The organism is Pseudomonas sp. H3_C08, from assembly GCF_054669455.1.
Genome location: NZ_CP162803.1, coordinates 6,438,174 through 6,451,942 on the forward strand (window position 1 = coordinate 6,438,174; position 13,769 = coordinate 6,451,942).

The 13,769-nt window shown below is 60.1% G+C and carries 13 protein-coding genes; 6 read left to right on the forward strand and 7 right to left on the reverse strand.

Translation table 11 applies throughout. The annotated features are described in order from the left end of the window. The first annotated feature begins 120 nt into the window (after positions 1–120). From AB4N74_RS29175 to AB4N74_RS29195, 5 genes are all read left to right on the forward strand, one after another. Positions 121–780, forward strand: coding sequence for a FadR/GntR family transcriptional regulator (locus AB4N74_RS29175; RefSeq protein ID WP_123464869.1), 660 nt, complete (start codon positions 121–123; stop codon positions 778–780). After that, positions 770–2,074, forward strand: a complete 1,305-nt coding sequence (locus AB4N74_RS29180) for a CynX/NimT family MFS transporter (protein ID WP_093436962.1) — start codon at positions 770–772, stop codon at positions 2,072–2,074. Before AB4N74_RS29175 ends, AB4N74_RS29180 begins: the two co-directional genes overlap by 11 nt. A 238-nt stretch (positions 2,075–2,312) precedes the next feature. Continuing rightward, on the forward strand, positions 2,313–2,783 hold the full coding sequence (locus AB4N74_RS29185; protein WP_077571232.1) for a nuclear transport factor 2 family protein: 471 nt from the start codon (positions 2,313–2,315) through the stop codon (positions 2,781–2,783). A gap of 39 nt (positions 2,784–2,822) precedes the next feature. Then, on the forward strand, positions 2,823–3,125 hold the full coding sequence (locus tag AB4N74_RS29190) for a GIY-YIG nuclease family protein (RefSeq protein ID WP_008083651.1): 303 nt from the start codon (positions 2,823–2,825) through the stop codon (positions 3,123–3,125). Between the two features lie 84 nt (positions 3,126–3,209). Continuing rightward, positions 3,210–4,145: a glutathione S-transferase family protein gene (locus AB4N74_RS29195; RefSeq protein ID WP_099758067.1), complete on the forward strand. Its 936-nt coding sequence runs from the start codon at positions 3,210–3,212 to the stop codon at positions 4,143–4,145. Positions 4,146–4,258: 113 nt separating this feature from the next. On the opposite strand, the gene AB4N74_RS29200 is transcribed toward AB4N74_RS29195, so the two are convergent. Next, positions 4,259–4,609, reverse strand: a complete 351-nt coding sequence (locus AB4N74_RS29200) for a glutaredoxin family protein (protein WP_093436950.1) — start codon at positions 4,607–4,609, stop codon at positions 4,259–4,261. Beyond that, a complete protein-coding gene (gene yejK, locus AB4N74_RS29205; RefSeq protein WP_095050956.1) occupies positions 4,609–5,613 on the reverse strand; it encodes a nucleoid-associated protein YejK in 1,005 nt (334 codons plus the stop codon). Before yejK ends, AB4N74_RS29200 begins: the two co-directional genes overlap by 1 nt. A gap of 395 nt (positions 5,614–6,008) precedes the next feature. Here yejK and AB4N74_RS29210 point away from each other — a divergent pair, with 395 nt between their 5' ends. Beyond that, entirely contained in the window at positions 6,009–6,290 is a 282-nt protein-coding gene (locus tag AB4N74_RS29210; protein ID WP_003221909.1) for an HU family DNA-binding protein, read from the forward strand. A gap of 199 nt (positions 6,291–6,489) precedes the next feature. Here AB4N74_RS29210 and rlmF read toward each other — a convergent pair whose 3' ends face one another. From rlmF to AB4N74_RS29235, 5 genes are all read right to left on the reverse strand, one after another. Then, complete coding sequence (gene rlmF / locus AB4N74_RS29215; RefSeq protein ID WP_095119373.1) at positions 6,490–7,509, reverse strand: 23S rRNA (adenine(1618)-N(6))-methyltransferase RlmF; 1,020 nt, start codon at positions 7,507–7,509, stop codon at positions 6,490–6,492. Between the two features lie 268 nt (positions 7,510–7,777). Continuing rightward, a complete protein-coding gene (locus AB4N74_RS29220; protein WP_460097942.1) occupies positions 7,778–10,624 on the reverse strand; it encodes a valine--tRNA ligase in 2,847 nt (948 codons plus the stop codon). 198 nt (positions 10,625–10,822) lie between these two features. After that, positions 10,823–11,224, reverse strand: coding sequence for a DNA polymerase III subunit chi (locus AB4N74_RS29225; RefSeq protein WP_099758071.1), 402 nt, complete (start codon positions 11,222–11,224; stop codon positions 10,823–10,825). 8 nt (positions 11,225–11,232) lie between these two features. Beyond that, positions 11,233–11,661: a DNA polymerase III subunit chi gene (locus AB4N74_RS29230; protein WP_007909049.1), complete on the reverse strand. Its 429-nt coding sequence runs from the start codon at positions 11,659–11,661 to the stop codon at positions 11,233–11,235. Between the two features lie 56 nt (positions 11,662–11,717). Next, on the reverse strand, positions 11,718–13,208 hold the full coding sequence (locus tag AB4N74_RS29235) for a leucyl aminopeptidase (protein WP_257357055.1): 1,491 nt from the start codon (positions 13,206–13,208) through the stop codon (positions 11,718–11,720). Positions 13,209–13,769: the final 561 nt, after the last annotated feature.

Below are 13,769 nucleotides of genomic sequence, written 5' to 3' on the forward strand. Positions count from 1 at the left end.
TGACCAATCGAAAGTGCCGCTCCATGTGTCTCCGATTGACCCTAGGTGGTTGCCGTCCTACACGGGTCTGACTAACATGTCAGAAAATTCATCCTATGATTGGATGAAAGGGCGAATCCTATGTCAGACATTTCTCCACTTATCAAACGATCCTTGGTCGATCAGGCCCTGGATCAACTCCGCCAGCGCATCAACAGCGGTGCCTGGAAGGTCGGCGAGCGTCTGCCGACCGAACCCGAGCTGTGCGCCGAGCTGGGTATCAGCCGCAACACCGTGCGCGAAGCCATGCGCGTGCTGGCGTTTTCCGGACTGATCGAGATTCGCCAGGGCGATGGCAGTTACCTGCGCGCCGTGGTCGATCCGCTCGACACGCTCAAGGCCCTGTCGCGCTGCTCGCTCGATCAGGCGCGGGAAACCCGGCACATCCTCGAAGTCGAGGCCATCGGCCTGGCAGCGTTGCGCCGTACCGACGAGGACCTCGTCGCCTTGCGTGAAGCGCTCGGCACCAGCGGCAGCCACTACCACGGCGATCTCGACACCTATATCGCCTGCGATCTGGTGTTCCACCGTCGTCTGGTCGATGCCGCGCACAACCCGACCCTCAGCGAGCTTTATCGCTATTTCTCCAGCATCGTCGGCGCGCAATTGCGCCAGACCCTGAATATCGTCCCGCGCCGTCAGGAAGTGTTCGACTTGCATATCGAGTTACTCGATGCGGTCGAGCAACGCGACCCGGAACGGGCCAAAGCTTTGTCGAGGCAGTTGATCAATGAACCTTGAAACCGAGAAATCCATGTCCCGCAGTGAGCTATCCACAACCCCAAAGCGCACGGCAGAGCTTGAAGAGCTGCTGATCGACGCTGAGGCCGACGACGAGCAAGTGCAACAAAGCCATCCGCTGGTGCGCCGGCCGTGGTTGTTGCTGCTCGGCTTGATTCTGGTCGCGCTGAATTTGCGTCCGGCGCTGTCGAGCATGGCGCCGCTGCTCAGTGATGTGTCGAAAAGCCTCGGTTTGTCGGCGGCTCAGGCCGGTTTGCTGACCACACTGCCAGTGCTGTGCCTGGGATTGTTCGCCCCACTAGCACCGATTCTGGCGCGGCGTTTTGGCGCTGAACGGGTGGTGTTGGGAATTCTACTGACACTGGCCGGCGGGATTATCTTGCGCAGCAACTTCGGCGAGATCGGCCTGTTCGCTGGCAGCGTATTGGGCGGCGCGAGTATCGGCATCATCGGAGTTTTGCTGCCGGGCATCGTCAAGCGCGACTTCGCCAAACACGCCGGCACCATGACCGGCGTGTACACCATGGCGCTGTGTCTGGGCGCGGCGATGGCGGCGGGTTCCAGCGTGCCGCTGAGTGAACATTTCGGTCACAGTTGGGCGATGGGCCTGGGTTTCTGGGTGATTCCGGCGCTGGTTGCAGCGGTGTTCTGGCTGCCGCAAGTCGGGCAGAAACATGGCGCGCACAATGTCGCTTATCGTGTGCGCGGGCTGCTGCGTGATCCGCTGGCCTGGCAGGTGACTTTGTACATGGGCCTGCAATCGTCGCTGGCCTACATCGTGTTCGGCTGGTTGCCGTCGATCCTGATTGGTCGCGGCTTGACGCCGACCCAGGCCGGTCTGGTGTTGTCCGGTTCGGTGATCATCCAGCTCGCCAGTTCGTTAGCAGCACCGTGGCTGGCGACGCGCGGTAAGGATCAGCGTCTGGCGATCGTCGTGGTCATGGCGCTGACTCTTGGCGGGCTGTTCGGTTGCCTGTACGCGCCGATCGAAGGCCTGTGGGGCTGGGCGATTCTGTTGGGGCTGGGGCAGGGCGGTACGTTCAGTCTGGCGTTGACGTTGATCGTACTGCGTTCGCGTGATTCGCACGTTGCGGCGAATCTGTCGAGCATGTCTCAGGGTTTCGGTTACACGTTGGCGTCGATGGGGCCGTTTGCGGTCGGCGTGGTGCATGACTGGACCGGCGGCTGGAATGCCGTGGGCTGGATCTTCGGCATCATTGGCACAGGCGCGATCATCGCCGGCCTCGGCGCCGGGCGTGCGCTGTACGTGCAAGTGCAAAGCGAAAAAATCTGACGCATAACCCTTTTTTGGGGCCAGTGACATCCAATGTGGGAGCGAGCTTGCTCGCGAAGACGGTGGTTCAGGCAAAGATCATGTTGAATGTGCCGGCCTCTTCGCGAGCAAGCTCGCTCCCACAGTTTTTAGGGCGCCTTGAAGATCTTGCGTGGTATTCGGTTTACGAATGCCGATAGTGTTTCTGCGCATTGCAGATTATCGTGCTGGCACTCTGTACCTATTTTGGAGTTTGCCCATGAGCGAAGCCCACGCCGCGTTGATCACCCGCTTCTACCAGGCCTTCCAGCGCCTCGATGCCGAAGCCATGGCCGCCTGCTACACCGACGACGTCGTGTTCAGTGATCCGGCCTTCGGCGAACTGCGCGGGCGCGACGCCGGCGACATGTGGCGCATGCTCACCACTCGGGCCAAGGATTTCTCGCTGACCTTCGACAACGTCCGCGCCGATGAGCGCAGCGGTGGCGCACATTGGGTCGCGACCTACCTGTTCAGCCAGACCGGCAACATCGTCATCAACGATATCCAGGCCCGCTTCGTCTTCCGTGACGGCAAGATCTGCGAGCACCACGATCACTTCGATCTATGGCGCTGGTCGCGTCAGGCCCTCGGTTTCAAAGGCCTGCTGCTGGGCTGGACACCACTGGTGCGCAACGCCGTGCGCGCCCAGGCATTGAAGGGACTGAAGGCATTTCAGGCCGGTCGCTGATAAGATCGCCGCCTGTTTCCTACACGTCTTGATCCCGAAGTGACCAGCCTTAGCGAAAAATCTGTCGACGTCGCCGAACCCGTGAGCAAGTCCTGGTTCGTCTACCTCGTTCGCGCCGCCAATGGCTCGTTGTACTGCGGGATCAGCGACGATCCGGTGCGTCGTTTCGCCAAGCATCAAAGTGGCAAAGGCGCACGGTTCTTCCTCTCAAGCCCGGCGATGGCGCTGGTTTATACCGAACTGTGCCGCGACAAGAGCGATGCGCTGCGCCAGGAACGTTTGATCAAAAAACTCAGGAAGAGCGCGAAGGAATGTCTGGTTGCGTCTTATCAATCTGACTGATTGGTTCCCATCAGGCAGATCTGTAGGCTGCTAAGCAAATGCACGCTAAGCTGCGGGCTCACTATCTGAGCGGCGGAGCCGAGCATGTCCGAGTTGATTCTGCATCATTACCCGACCTCCCCATTTGCCGAGAAGGCCCGCCTGTTGCTGGGCTTCAAAGGCTTGTCGTGGCGCTCGGTGCATATCTCGCCGGTGATGCCGAAACCGGATCTGACCGCCCTGACCGGCGGCTATCGCAAGACTCCGGTGTTGCAGATTGGCGCTGACATCTATTGCGACACGTCGTTGATCGCTCGTCGTCTCGAGCAAGAGAAGGCTTTGCCAGCGTTCTTCCCCGAGGGTCAGGAGTTCACCACCGCCAGTTTCGCCACTTGGGCTGACTCGGTAGTGTTCCAGCATGCGGTGAGTCTGGTGTTCCAGCCGGAATCTGTGGCCGTGCGTTTTGCCAAGTTGCCGCCGGAAGCGATCAAAGCGTTTATTGCCGACCGCGCCGGTTTGTTCAGTGGTGGCAGCGCCACGCGTTTGTCTGCCGAACAAGCCAAGCATCAGTGGCCGACGATCATGGCGCGTCTGGAGCAGCAGTTGCAGCGCGAGCAAGGCGACTTTCTGTTCGGCGAACCGTCGATTGCTGACTTCGCATTGGCGCATCCGCTGTGGTTCCTCAAGGCGACGCATGTGACGGCGCCGCTGGTGGATGAGTATCCGGCGGTTTCGGCGTGGCTGAGTCGAGTGCTGGGCTTTGGCCATGGCGCAGCCAGTGCGATGACGTCGGAAGAGGCGCTTGAGGTTGCACGCAACGCGACACCGGCGGCATTGCCGGATGAGCAGTTTGTTGATCCGAACGGCTTCAAGGCTGGCCAGCAGGTGGCAGTCTCGGCGACGGATTACGGGGTTGATCCGGTGGTGGGTGAGTTGCTGTTTGCCGGCAGTGAAGAGCTGATCATTCGTCGCGAAGACGAGCGTGGCGGCGTGGTGCATGTGCACTTCCCGCGATTCGGCTTCCGCATCGAAGCCCGCTGATCTCTCAAGTCTGATGCAAAACTTTGTAGGAGTGAGCCTGCTCGCGATAGCGGTGTGTCAATGGCGGATTTATCGACTGACACCGCAATCGCGAGCAGGCTCACTCCTACAGGTTATTTCAGGGCGGCGAGGATTTCGTCCGGGTCAAAACCGCGAATCAACGTACCGTTAACGTCGATCAACGGAATCCCGCGTCCACCCAATGCCTCATACGCCTTGCGCGCCTCGGCATCCTTCTCGATATCGAACTCCTTGAACGCAATCCCTTTGCTGTCGAGAAAGCGTTTGGTCTGCTTGCAGTAGCCGCACCAGTCAGTGGCGTAGAGCACGACATTGGCCTGCGCCCGTGTCTGCTCCGAGACCATCTGCGACGGGTTGAACAGCCGCTCGATCTTGCCCCAGTTCTGATAGACGACCACCACCAGCAGAACCAGTGCAACCTTCTTCAGCACATTGCCGAGCATCAGTTGCGGCGCTTCAACTGATCGGTGAGCGAGGTTGGCAGGCCCTTGATCACCAGGGTGCCAGCCTCTTCGTCGTATTCGATCTTCGAACCCAGCAGGTGTGCTTCAAAGCTGATCGACAGGCCTTCGGCGCGGCCGGTGAAGCGGCGGAATTGGTTCAGGGTGCGTTTGTCCGCCGGGATCTCCGGCGACAGGCCGTAGTCCTTGTTGCGAATGTGATCATAGAAGGCTTTCGGACGCTCTTCGTCGATCAGCTCCGAGAGTTCTTCCAGGCCCATCGGTTCGCCGAGTTTGGCTTGGCTGCTGGCGTAATCGACCAGGGTCTTGGTCTTCTCGCGGGCGGAGTCTTCCGGCAGGTCTTCGCTTTCGACGAAGTCGCTGAACGCCTTGAGCAGCGTGCGGGTCTCGCCCGGGCCGTCGACGCCTTCCTGGCAACCGATGAAGTCGCGGAAGTACTCGGAGACCTTTTTGCCGTTCTTGCCTTTGATGAACGAGATGTATTGCTTGGACTGCTTGTTGTTCTGCCACTCGGAAACGTTGATCCGCGCCGCCAGGTGTAACTGGCCGAGGTCGAGGTGGCGCGAAGGGGTCACGTCCAGCTCATCGGTCACCGCCACGCCTTCGCTGTGGTGGAGCAGGGCGATGGCCAGGTAATCGGTCATGCCTTGCTGATAGTGGGCGAACAACACGTGACCGCCGACCGACAGGTTCGACTCTTCCATCAGCTTCTGCAGGTGCTCGACCGCGACTTTGCTGAACGCGGTGAAGTCCTTGCTGCCTTCCATGTATTCCTTCAGCCAGCCGCTGAACGGGAACGCGCCGGACTCCGGATGGAACAGGCCCCAGGCTTTGCCCTGTTTGGCGTTATAGCTCTCGTTGAGGTCGGCGAGCATGTTCTCGATGGCTGCAGACTCGGCCAGTTCCGTGTCACGGGCGTGCAGAACTGCGGGCGTGCCGTCGGGTTTTTTGTCGATCAGGTGGACGATGCAATGACGGATCGGCATGGGCTTCTCGGCTGTAGGAAGGGAGGAGGGCAGGCTCCCCCGAAAAAGCGCCCAGTGTACCGCAACCACTGGTTTTGGCGCGGGTTGTAGGGCAAAACCGGGGCGCGCACTGACGCATATGCAGTTTTTTACCGATTTAGCGCAATAAAGCTGACCAAATGGGTAGCTAGAGGCGGATATTTCCCCGTCTCTGTGCTAGTTTTGCCCGGTCTTACGCGAAGTCACTGCGTTAAGCGTGCAATCAGCATTTGTCAGGTCGAACCAAACCCTGATTTCGGTATCTATAACCCGACTCGTCGTGGTTATCGCCGAGGGTGCCAGATCCAGAAGATCGGGCTCGATGGCTGACACTGCACTCTGCAATCCATATGAATTTGATAGGGAAGGAACACTACATGGCTCTTACTAAAGACCAACTGATCGCCGACATCGCTGAAGCTATCGACGCGCCGAAAACCACCGCGCGTAACGCTCTGGACCAACTGGGCCAAATCGTTGCCGATCAGCTGGAAAACGGCGGCGAAATCACCTTGCCAGGTATCGGCAAGCTGAAAGTGACCGAGCGTCCTGCCCGCACTGGCCGTAACCCTTCGACTGGCGCTGCCATCGAAATCCCTGCTAAGAAAGTGATCAAGCTGGTTGTGGCCAAAGGCCTGACCGACGCTGTGAACAAGTAAGACGCAGCAATAAAAAACCGTGCACCGGAGTGATCCGGGCACGGTTTTTTTGTGCCTGCGATTTGGCAAGCACTTAGATCCCATGTGGGAGCGAGCTTGCTCGCGAAGGCAGTGTGTCAGTCAGAGTTGAATTGACTGATGCTCCCCATTCGCGAGCAAGCTCGCTCCCACAATTGATTTGTGTCCGGTGATGCGGTGTTTAGCGAACCCAGCGCTCGCGGCGCCAGATCTGCTGCTCGGACTTGGTCTGGAAGGTCCAGGCCACAAAGCGGCTCTGCTTCTGGCCCTGAGACATCTCGACGACCTGGCTTTCCAGCACGCCGGCTTTTTTCAGTGCGGTTTCGATGGCCGGCAAGTTAGAAGCTTTCGACACCAGCGTGCTGAACCACAACACTTTATGCTGGAAGTTGGCGCTCTCGGCGATCAGTTGCGTCACGAAACGCGCCTCGCCACCTTCACACCACAACTCCGCCGACTGACCGCCGAAGTTCAGCACCGGCAGTTTGCGTTTCGGGTCAGCCTTGCCCAATGCGCGCCATTTGCGCTCGCTGCCCTTGGTCGCTTCGTCCATTGAGGCGTGGAACGGCGGGTTGCACATGGTCAGGTCAAAGCGCTCGCCCGGCTCCAGCAAGCCAATCAGGATGTGCTTGCGGTTTTCCTGCTGGCGCAACTGGATGACTTTGTTCAGGTCGTTGGACTGAACGATGGCTCTGGCGGCAGCCACTGCGGTCGGATCAATCTCCGAGCCAAGGAAGTGCCAGCGGTATTCGCTGTTGCCGATCAGCGGATACACGCAGTTGGCGCCCATGCCGATGTCCAGCACGTTGACGATCGCGCCGCGCGGGACCTTGCCGTCGTTCATGCTCGCCAGCAAATCGGCGAGGAAGTGCACGTAATCGGCACGGCCCGGAACTGGCGGGCAGAGGTAGTCTGCCGGGATGTCCCAATGCTGGATGCCATAGAACGACTTGAGCAGCGCCCGGTTGAACACGCGCACCGCATCGGGGCTGGCGAAGTCGATGCTTTCCTTGCCGTACGGGTTGGTGATCACAAACTTCGCCAGTTCCGGCGTGGTCTTGATCAGCGCCGGGAAGTCGTAACGACCCTGATGGCGATTGCGCGGGTGCAGGCTGGCCTTTTCACGCGGCTCGACGGTCTTGGCCGGGGTCGCGGAATCAGGCTTCTTGCGCGCAGGTTTGGGTGTGCGGGGGGCGTTCATGGGCGTGGTCGATTCGGGTATGGCTGAAAGTGGCGGGTATTGTCCCACATCCAGCCGCTGCGAACTCAATATCAGCAACACCACCGATCTCTGTGGGAGCGAGCTTGCTCGCGAAAGCGTCCTCTCAGTCAACATCACTTTCGCCTGACACGGCCTCTTCGCGAGCAAGCTCGCTCCCACAGGGATTGGCAGTGGATGAAGGAAAGTAGGCAATAAAAAAGGCGCGTCACCCGATCGGGTGGCGCGCCTTTTTAATGCGATTTACCAGTTACAGACTGGCAATCCGCGCGTGCTGCTCGGCCAGTTTGCCCAAGGCTTGTTCAGCCTCGGCCAGTTTGGCGCGTTCCTTCTCGATGACTTCGGCCGGGGCCTTGTCGACGAAACCGGCGTTGGACAGTTTGCCGCCAACGCGCTGGACTTCGCCCTGCAAGCGCAGGATTTCCTTGTCCAGACGCGCCAGTTCAGCGCCCTTGTCGATCAGGCCGGCCATCGGCACCAGCACTTCCATCTCGCCAACCAGAGCGGTGGCGGACAGCGGTGCTTCTTCGCCGGCCTGCAGAACAGTGATCGACTCCAGCCGCGCCAGTTTCTTCAGCAGCGCTTCGTTCTCGGTCAGACGGCGCTGGTCTTCAGCGCTGACGTTCTTCAGGTAGATCGGCAGTGGCTTGCCCGGGCCGATGTTCATTTCGCCACGGATGTTACGCGTGCCGAGCATCAGTTCCTTGAGCCATTCGATGTCGTCTTCGGCAGCCGGATCGATGCGCTCTTCGTTGGCCACTGGCCACGCTTGCAGCATGATCGTTTTGCCCTGAATGCCGGCCAGCGGCGCGATGCGCTGCCAGATTTCTTCAGTGATGAACGGCATGAACGGATGCGCCAGACGCAACGCCACTTCCAGTACGCGAACCAGCGTACGGCGAGTGCCGCGCTGACGTTCAACCGGTGCGTTCTCGTCCCACAGCACAGGCTTGGACAGCTCCAGGTACCAGTCGCAGTACTGGTTCCAGATGAACTCGTACAGCGCTTGTGCTGCCAGGTCGAAACGGAATTGATCCAGCTGACGGGTCACTTCGGCTTCAGTGCGTTGCAGTTGCGAGATGATCCAGCGATCTGCCAGCGACAGCTCGTAGGCTTCGCCGTTCTGGCCGCAGTCTTCGCCCTTGTCCAGAACATAACGCGCGGCGTTCCAGATCTTGTTGCAGAAGTTGCGATAGCCTTCGACGCGGCCCATGTCGAACTTGATGTCGCGACCGGTCGAGGCCAGCGAGCAGAAGGTGAAGCGCAGGGCGTCGGTGCCGTAGCTGGCGATGCCATCGGCGAATTCGTCGCGGGTCTGCTTCTCGATCTTCTTCGCCAGTTTCGGCTGCATCAGGCCGGAGGTGCGCTTCTGCACCAGTTCTTCCAGCTCGATACCGTCGATGATGTCCAGCGGGTCCAGAACGTTGCCCTTGGACTTGGACATCTTCTGGCCCTGGCCATCGCGCACCAGACCGTGCACATAAACGGTCTTGAACGGCACCTGCGGAGTGCCGTCCTCGTTCTTGATCAGGTGCATGGTCAGCATGATCATCCGGGCAACCCAGAAGAAAATGATGTCGAAGCCCGTCACCAGCACGTCGGTGGAGTGGAATTTCTTCAGGAATTCGGTCTGCTCAGGCCAGCCCAGGGTGGAGAAGGTCCACAGGCCAGAACTGAACCAGGTGTCGAGGACGTCGTTGTCCTGTTGCAGCGCCACGTCCGGGCCGAGGTTGTGCTTGGCACGCACTTCGGCTTCGTCGCGACCAACGTAGACCTTGCCCGACTCGTCGTACCAGGCCGGAATCCGGTGGCCCCACCACAGCTGACGGCTGATGCACCAGTCCTGGATGTCGCGCATCCACGAGAAGTACATGTTTTCGTACTGCTTCGGCACGAACTGGATGCGGCCATCTTCAACGGCAGCAATCGCAGGCTCTGCCAGCGGTTTGGTCGACACGTACCACTGGTCGGTCAGCCACGGCTCGATGATGGTGCCGGAGCGGTCGCCTTTCGGCACTTTCAGGCCGTGGTCGTTGACGCTGACCAGCAGGCCGGCGGCATCGAACGCAGCTACGATTTGCTTGCGCGCTTCGAAACGCTCAAGGCCGGCGTATTCAGCCGGAATCGCGCCATCGATGCTGTCGTTCAGCGTACCGTCGAGGTTGAACACCTGGGCGGCTGGCAGCACGTTGGCGTTCTTGTCGAAGATGTTCAGCAGCGGCAGGTTGTGGCGCTTGCCGACTTCGTAGTCGTTGAAATCGTGGGCCGGGGTGATTTTCACGCAGCCTGTGCCGAATTCAGGATCGCAGTAATCGTCGGCGATGATCGGGATGCGGCGGCCAACCAGTGGCAGCTCGACAAACTTGCCGATCAGGGCCTGGTAGCGCTCATCGTTCGGATTCACCGCGACGGCGGAGTCGCCGAGCATGGTTTCCGGACGGGTGGTCGCGACGATCAGGAAGTCGTTGCCTTCAGCGGTTTTCGCGCCGTCGGCCAGCGGGTACTTCAGGTTCCACAGGAAACCTTTCTCGTCGTGGTTTTCCACTTCGAGGTCGGAAATTGCTGTGTGCAGTTTGGTGTCCCAGTTGACCAGACGCTTGCCGCGGTAGATCAGGCCGTCTTCGTGCAGACGCACGAACGCTTCTTTGACCGCTTCCGAGAGGCCGTCGTCCATGGTGAAGCGCTCGCGGCTCCAGTCGACGGACGAGCCGAGACGGCGGATCTGACGGCTGATGTTGCCGCCGGACTGATCCTTCCATTCCCAGACCTTCTCGAGGAATTTCTCGCGGCCCAGATCGTGACGATTCTGGCCGGTGGCTTCCAGTTGACGCTCCACCAGCATTTGCGTAGCGATGCCAGCGTGGTCGGTGCCCGGCTGCCACAGGGTATTGCGACCCTGCATGCGGCGGAAACGGATCAGGGCGTCCATGATCGCGTTGTTGAAACCGTGACCCATGTGCAGGCTGCCGGTGACGTTCGGCGGTGGGATCATGATGGTGTAGGAGTCGCCCGCGCCTTGCGGGGCGAAGTAGTTCTCGGACTCCCAGGTGTTGTACCAGGAAGTTTCAATGGCGTGCGGCTGGTAGGTCTTATCCATGCGCGGCGGGACCCTATTGGCATTAATTCAGGAAAAGCCGACGAGTATAGCGGGGCATGGGGCCGAGGGCGAGCGGGGCGGGCCCTGAGGGGATCTAAATGTAGGAGTGAGCCTGCTCGCGATGCAGGCGCTGCGGTTTTTCAGGAAAACCGAGGTGCTGCTATCGCCAGCAGGCTGGCTCCCACAGGGGTTGGGGGGTTATTCGTATTGGCTGAGCAGTCGTTCCATGCGTGCGTCGAGGCGGCGCTTGATTTCGGTTTCGATGTGCGGCGCGAAGTCGTCGATCACGTCTTGCATGATCAATTGCGCGGCGGCGCGCAGTTCGCTGTCCAGGTGGAGCAGGGCGTCCGGGCCTTTATTCGCGTGGGGCGCAGGTTGCGCGGCCGGCGCCGGAGTTGGAGCGGGTTGCGGTTCGACTGCGACTGCGGCCGGTTCGGCGCCGACAGAGTCAAACAACATCGGAATCTGTTCCTGTTCGCCATCGTCGACCGTGTCGGTCAGCAGCGGTGGTTGCAGGTTGTCATCGCCGAGCAACTGGCGGATCGATTCAAGATCATCCAACAGGTGCGCGGACTTTTGTTGCGGTTTCGGAGTGTCCATTGGAATGCTCAGAGTCGCTGTAAACGGTGGTCTTGCAGAGGATAGCCCTGTTCGCGGTAGAAACGGAAACTCTCCCGCGCGGCCGCCCGAATTGTCGGATCTTCCACCACCACTTCCGCCACACGGGCGAATTTGCTGGCGAAGGCCGGGACTTTCAGGTCGAGGTTGACCAGCAAATCCTGGTGCTGACCGCAGTCATCACCCAATCCCAACACAATCAAACCGTCCGGTTCGCTGTCAGCCGGGCCATGCGGCACGAAGGTTTCGCCCTTGAATGCCCACAAGCGCGCATCGAGATCGTCGCGCTGAGCGGCATCGCTGCAATGCAGGTAGATGCGATGGCCCATGCGCCAGGCTTTCTCGGTGAGCTTGCAGGCAAAGTCCAGGCGCGCCGAAGGGTCGGCGCTGGGCAGGATATAGAAGTCGACTTTGGTCATTGCGGTTCCAGAGCAGCAAGCGGCGTCACCCGAAGGTAACGCCGCCCGTCGCGGGTTCAGGCTTTGGCGCGATCCAGCAGGTACTGGGTCAACAGAGGCACCGGACGACCGGTTGCGCCTTTGTCCTTGCCGCCGCTGGTCCATGCGGTGCCGGCGATGTCCAGGTGCGCCCAGTTGAGGTTCTTGGTGAAGCGCGACAGGAAGCACGCAGCAGTGATGGTGCCGGCTTTCGGCCCGCCAATGTTGGCGATGTCGGCGAACGGGCTGTCCAGTTGCTCCTGGTATTCGTCGAACAGCGGCAATTGCCAGGCGCGGTCGTCGGCAGTCTGGCCAGCGCTCAACAGTTGGCTGATCAGTTCGTCGTTGTTGCCCAGCAGGCCCGAGGTGTGTGCGCCCAGTGCCACGACGCAAGCGCCGGTCAGGGTGGCGATGTCGATCACCGCTTGCGGCTTGAAACGCTCGGAGTAGGTCAGCGCATCGCACAGCACCAGACGGCCTTCGGCGTCGGTGTTGAGGATTTCTACGGTCTGGCCGCTCATGGTGGTGACGATGTCGCCCGGACGCGAGGCATTGCCGCTCGGCATGTTTTCCGCGCAGGCGAGGATGCACACCAGGTTGATTGGCAGTTTCAGCTCAAGCACGGCACGCAGGGTACCGAACACGGAGGCTGCGCCGCCCATGTCGTACTTCATTTCGTCCATGCCGGCACCCGGTTTCAGGCTGATGCCGCCGGTGTCGAAGGTGATGCCTTTACCGACCAGTGCGTACGGCTTCTCGGATTTCTTGCCGCCGTTGTATTGCATGACGATCAGGCGCGGCGGCTGGGCGCTGCCCTGGCCGACGGCGTAGAACGAGCCCATGCCCAGGGCTTTGATCTTCTTCTCGTCGAGGACTTCGACTTTCAGATCCTTGAACTCTTTGCCGAGGTTCTTCGCTTGTTCACCAAGGAAGGTCGGGTGGCAGATGTTCGGCGGCAGGTTGCCCAGGTCGCGGGTGAAGGCCATGCCGTTGGCGATCGCAGTAGCGTGATTCACCGCGCGCTGCACTTCGGCCTGAGCAGCCTTGATGGTCAGCAGGGTGATTTTTTTCAGGGCGCGCGGTTCGGCTTTCTGGCTCTTGAACTGGTCGAAGGTGTATTCGCCGTCCACCAGGGTTTCCGCCAGCAGACGGGTTTTGCCGTAGCTGTCGCGGTTTTTGACAATGATTTCATCCAGTGCCAACACGGCGTCGCTGCCGCCCAGACCTTTCAGGGTGTTGAGGATGCCGGCAACGATTTTACGGAATGGACGGTCGCCCAGTTCCTCATCCTTGCCCACGCCGACCAGCAACACGCGCTCGGCTTTCAGGTTCGGCAGGCTGTGCAGCAGCAGGCTTTGACCGACTTTACCAGCCAGATCGCCACGCTTGAGGACGGCGCTGATCGCGCCACCGCTCAGTTCGTCGACCTGTTTGGCGGCGACACCGAGTTTGCGGCCTTCGCCGACGGCAACCACCAGGGTGGCGGTTTTCAACGTTTCTGGGCTAACGCTTTTTACAACCAGTTCCATGTCCGGATCCCTGAATGAATGGTCAACACGCAGGCGTTCGACGGTGTCCGCAGTCGCCTGCTTATAGAGAGAAGAGGCGCAGGCCAAAGCCTGCGACAAGGGCCGCAGTTTGAACCCCGCTCCCCGCGCCTGACAACCCTAGGGGGCGTTCTCAATTAGTTTTCACACCGCGTTGTCGCCTTAAAGCCAGCCAGGCAAGGCGCAGGCCGCTGGGAATGGTTGTTCCCTTTCCAAGGCCTGCAACGCAGACTGGCCGGCTTTAAGGCACAACCCGAAGGGCCGGGCCTGCTGTTGTGCAGGGCTGCGTTGCTCGAAGCTTATTTGGAATGACCAAACCACGCTTCTCGCGCCTTGCCCAGCACAACAGCAGACCCGGCGCGGTGTGAAAACTAATTGAGAAAGCCCCCTAGGTTGTACGATCTGCAAAGGATTACAGGCATGGATGAGTGTGCGCAGTGACAGGCGCCCTCAATCACAGGATAATGCCGCATCTTTTTTCGACGGCTCTGCGTTGCGGGCCGGTCGATGTGTTTGCTTGTTTGGCCGCCTTAGCCTGACAAC

Bases quoted from the DNA above. Each gene is read 5' to 3' on its own strand.
- AB4N74_RS29175 (WP_123464869.1), top strand. From the start codon at position 121: ATGTCAGACATTTCTCCACTTATCAAACGATCCTTGGTCGATCAGGCC.
- AB4N74_RS29180 (WP_093436962.1), top strand. From the start codon at position 770: ATGAACCTTGAAACCGAGAAATCCATGTCCCGCAGTGAGCTATCCACA.
- AB4N74_RS29185 (WP_077571232.1), top strand. From the start codon at position 2,313: ATGAGCGAAGCCCACGCCGCGTTGATCACCCGCTTCTACCAGGCCTTC.
- AB4N74_RS29195 (WP_099758067.1), top strand. From the start codon at position 3,210: ATGTCCGAGTTGATTCTGCATCATTACCCGACCTCCCCATTTGCCGAG.
- AB4N74_RS29200 (WP_093436950.1), bottom strand. From the start codon at position 4,609: ATGCTCGGCAATGTGCTGAAGAAGGTTGCACTGGTTCTGCTGGTGGTG.
- yejK (WP_095050956.1), bottom strand. From the start codon at position 5,613: ATGCCGATCCGTCATTGCATCGTCCACCTGATCGACAAAAAACCCGAC.
- AB4N74_RS29210 (WP_003221909.1), top strand. From the start codon at position 6,009: ATGGCTCTTACTAAAGACCAACTGATCGCCGACATCGCTGAAGCTATC.
- rlmF (WP_095119373.1), bottom strand. From the start codon at position 7,509: ATGAACGCCCCCCGCACACCCAAACCTGCGCGCAAGAAGCCTGATTCC.
- AB4N74_RS29220 (WP_460097942.1), bottom strand. From the start codon at position 10,624: ATGGATAAGACCTACCAGCCGCACGCCATTGAAACTTCCTGGTACAAC.
- AB4N74_RS29225 (WP_099758071.1), bottom strand. From the start codon at position 11,224: ATGGACACTCCGAAACCGCAACAAAAGTCCGCGCACCTGTTGGATGAT.
- AB4N74_RS29230 (WP_007909049.1), bottom strand. From the start codon at position 11,661: ATGACCAAAGTCGACTTCTATATCCTGCCCAGCGCCGACCCTTCGGCG.
- AB4N74_RS29235 (WP_257357055.1), bottom strand. From the start codon at position 13,208: ATGGAACTGGTTGTAAAAAGCGTTAGCCCAGAAACGTTGAAAACCGCC.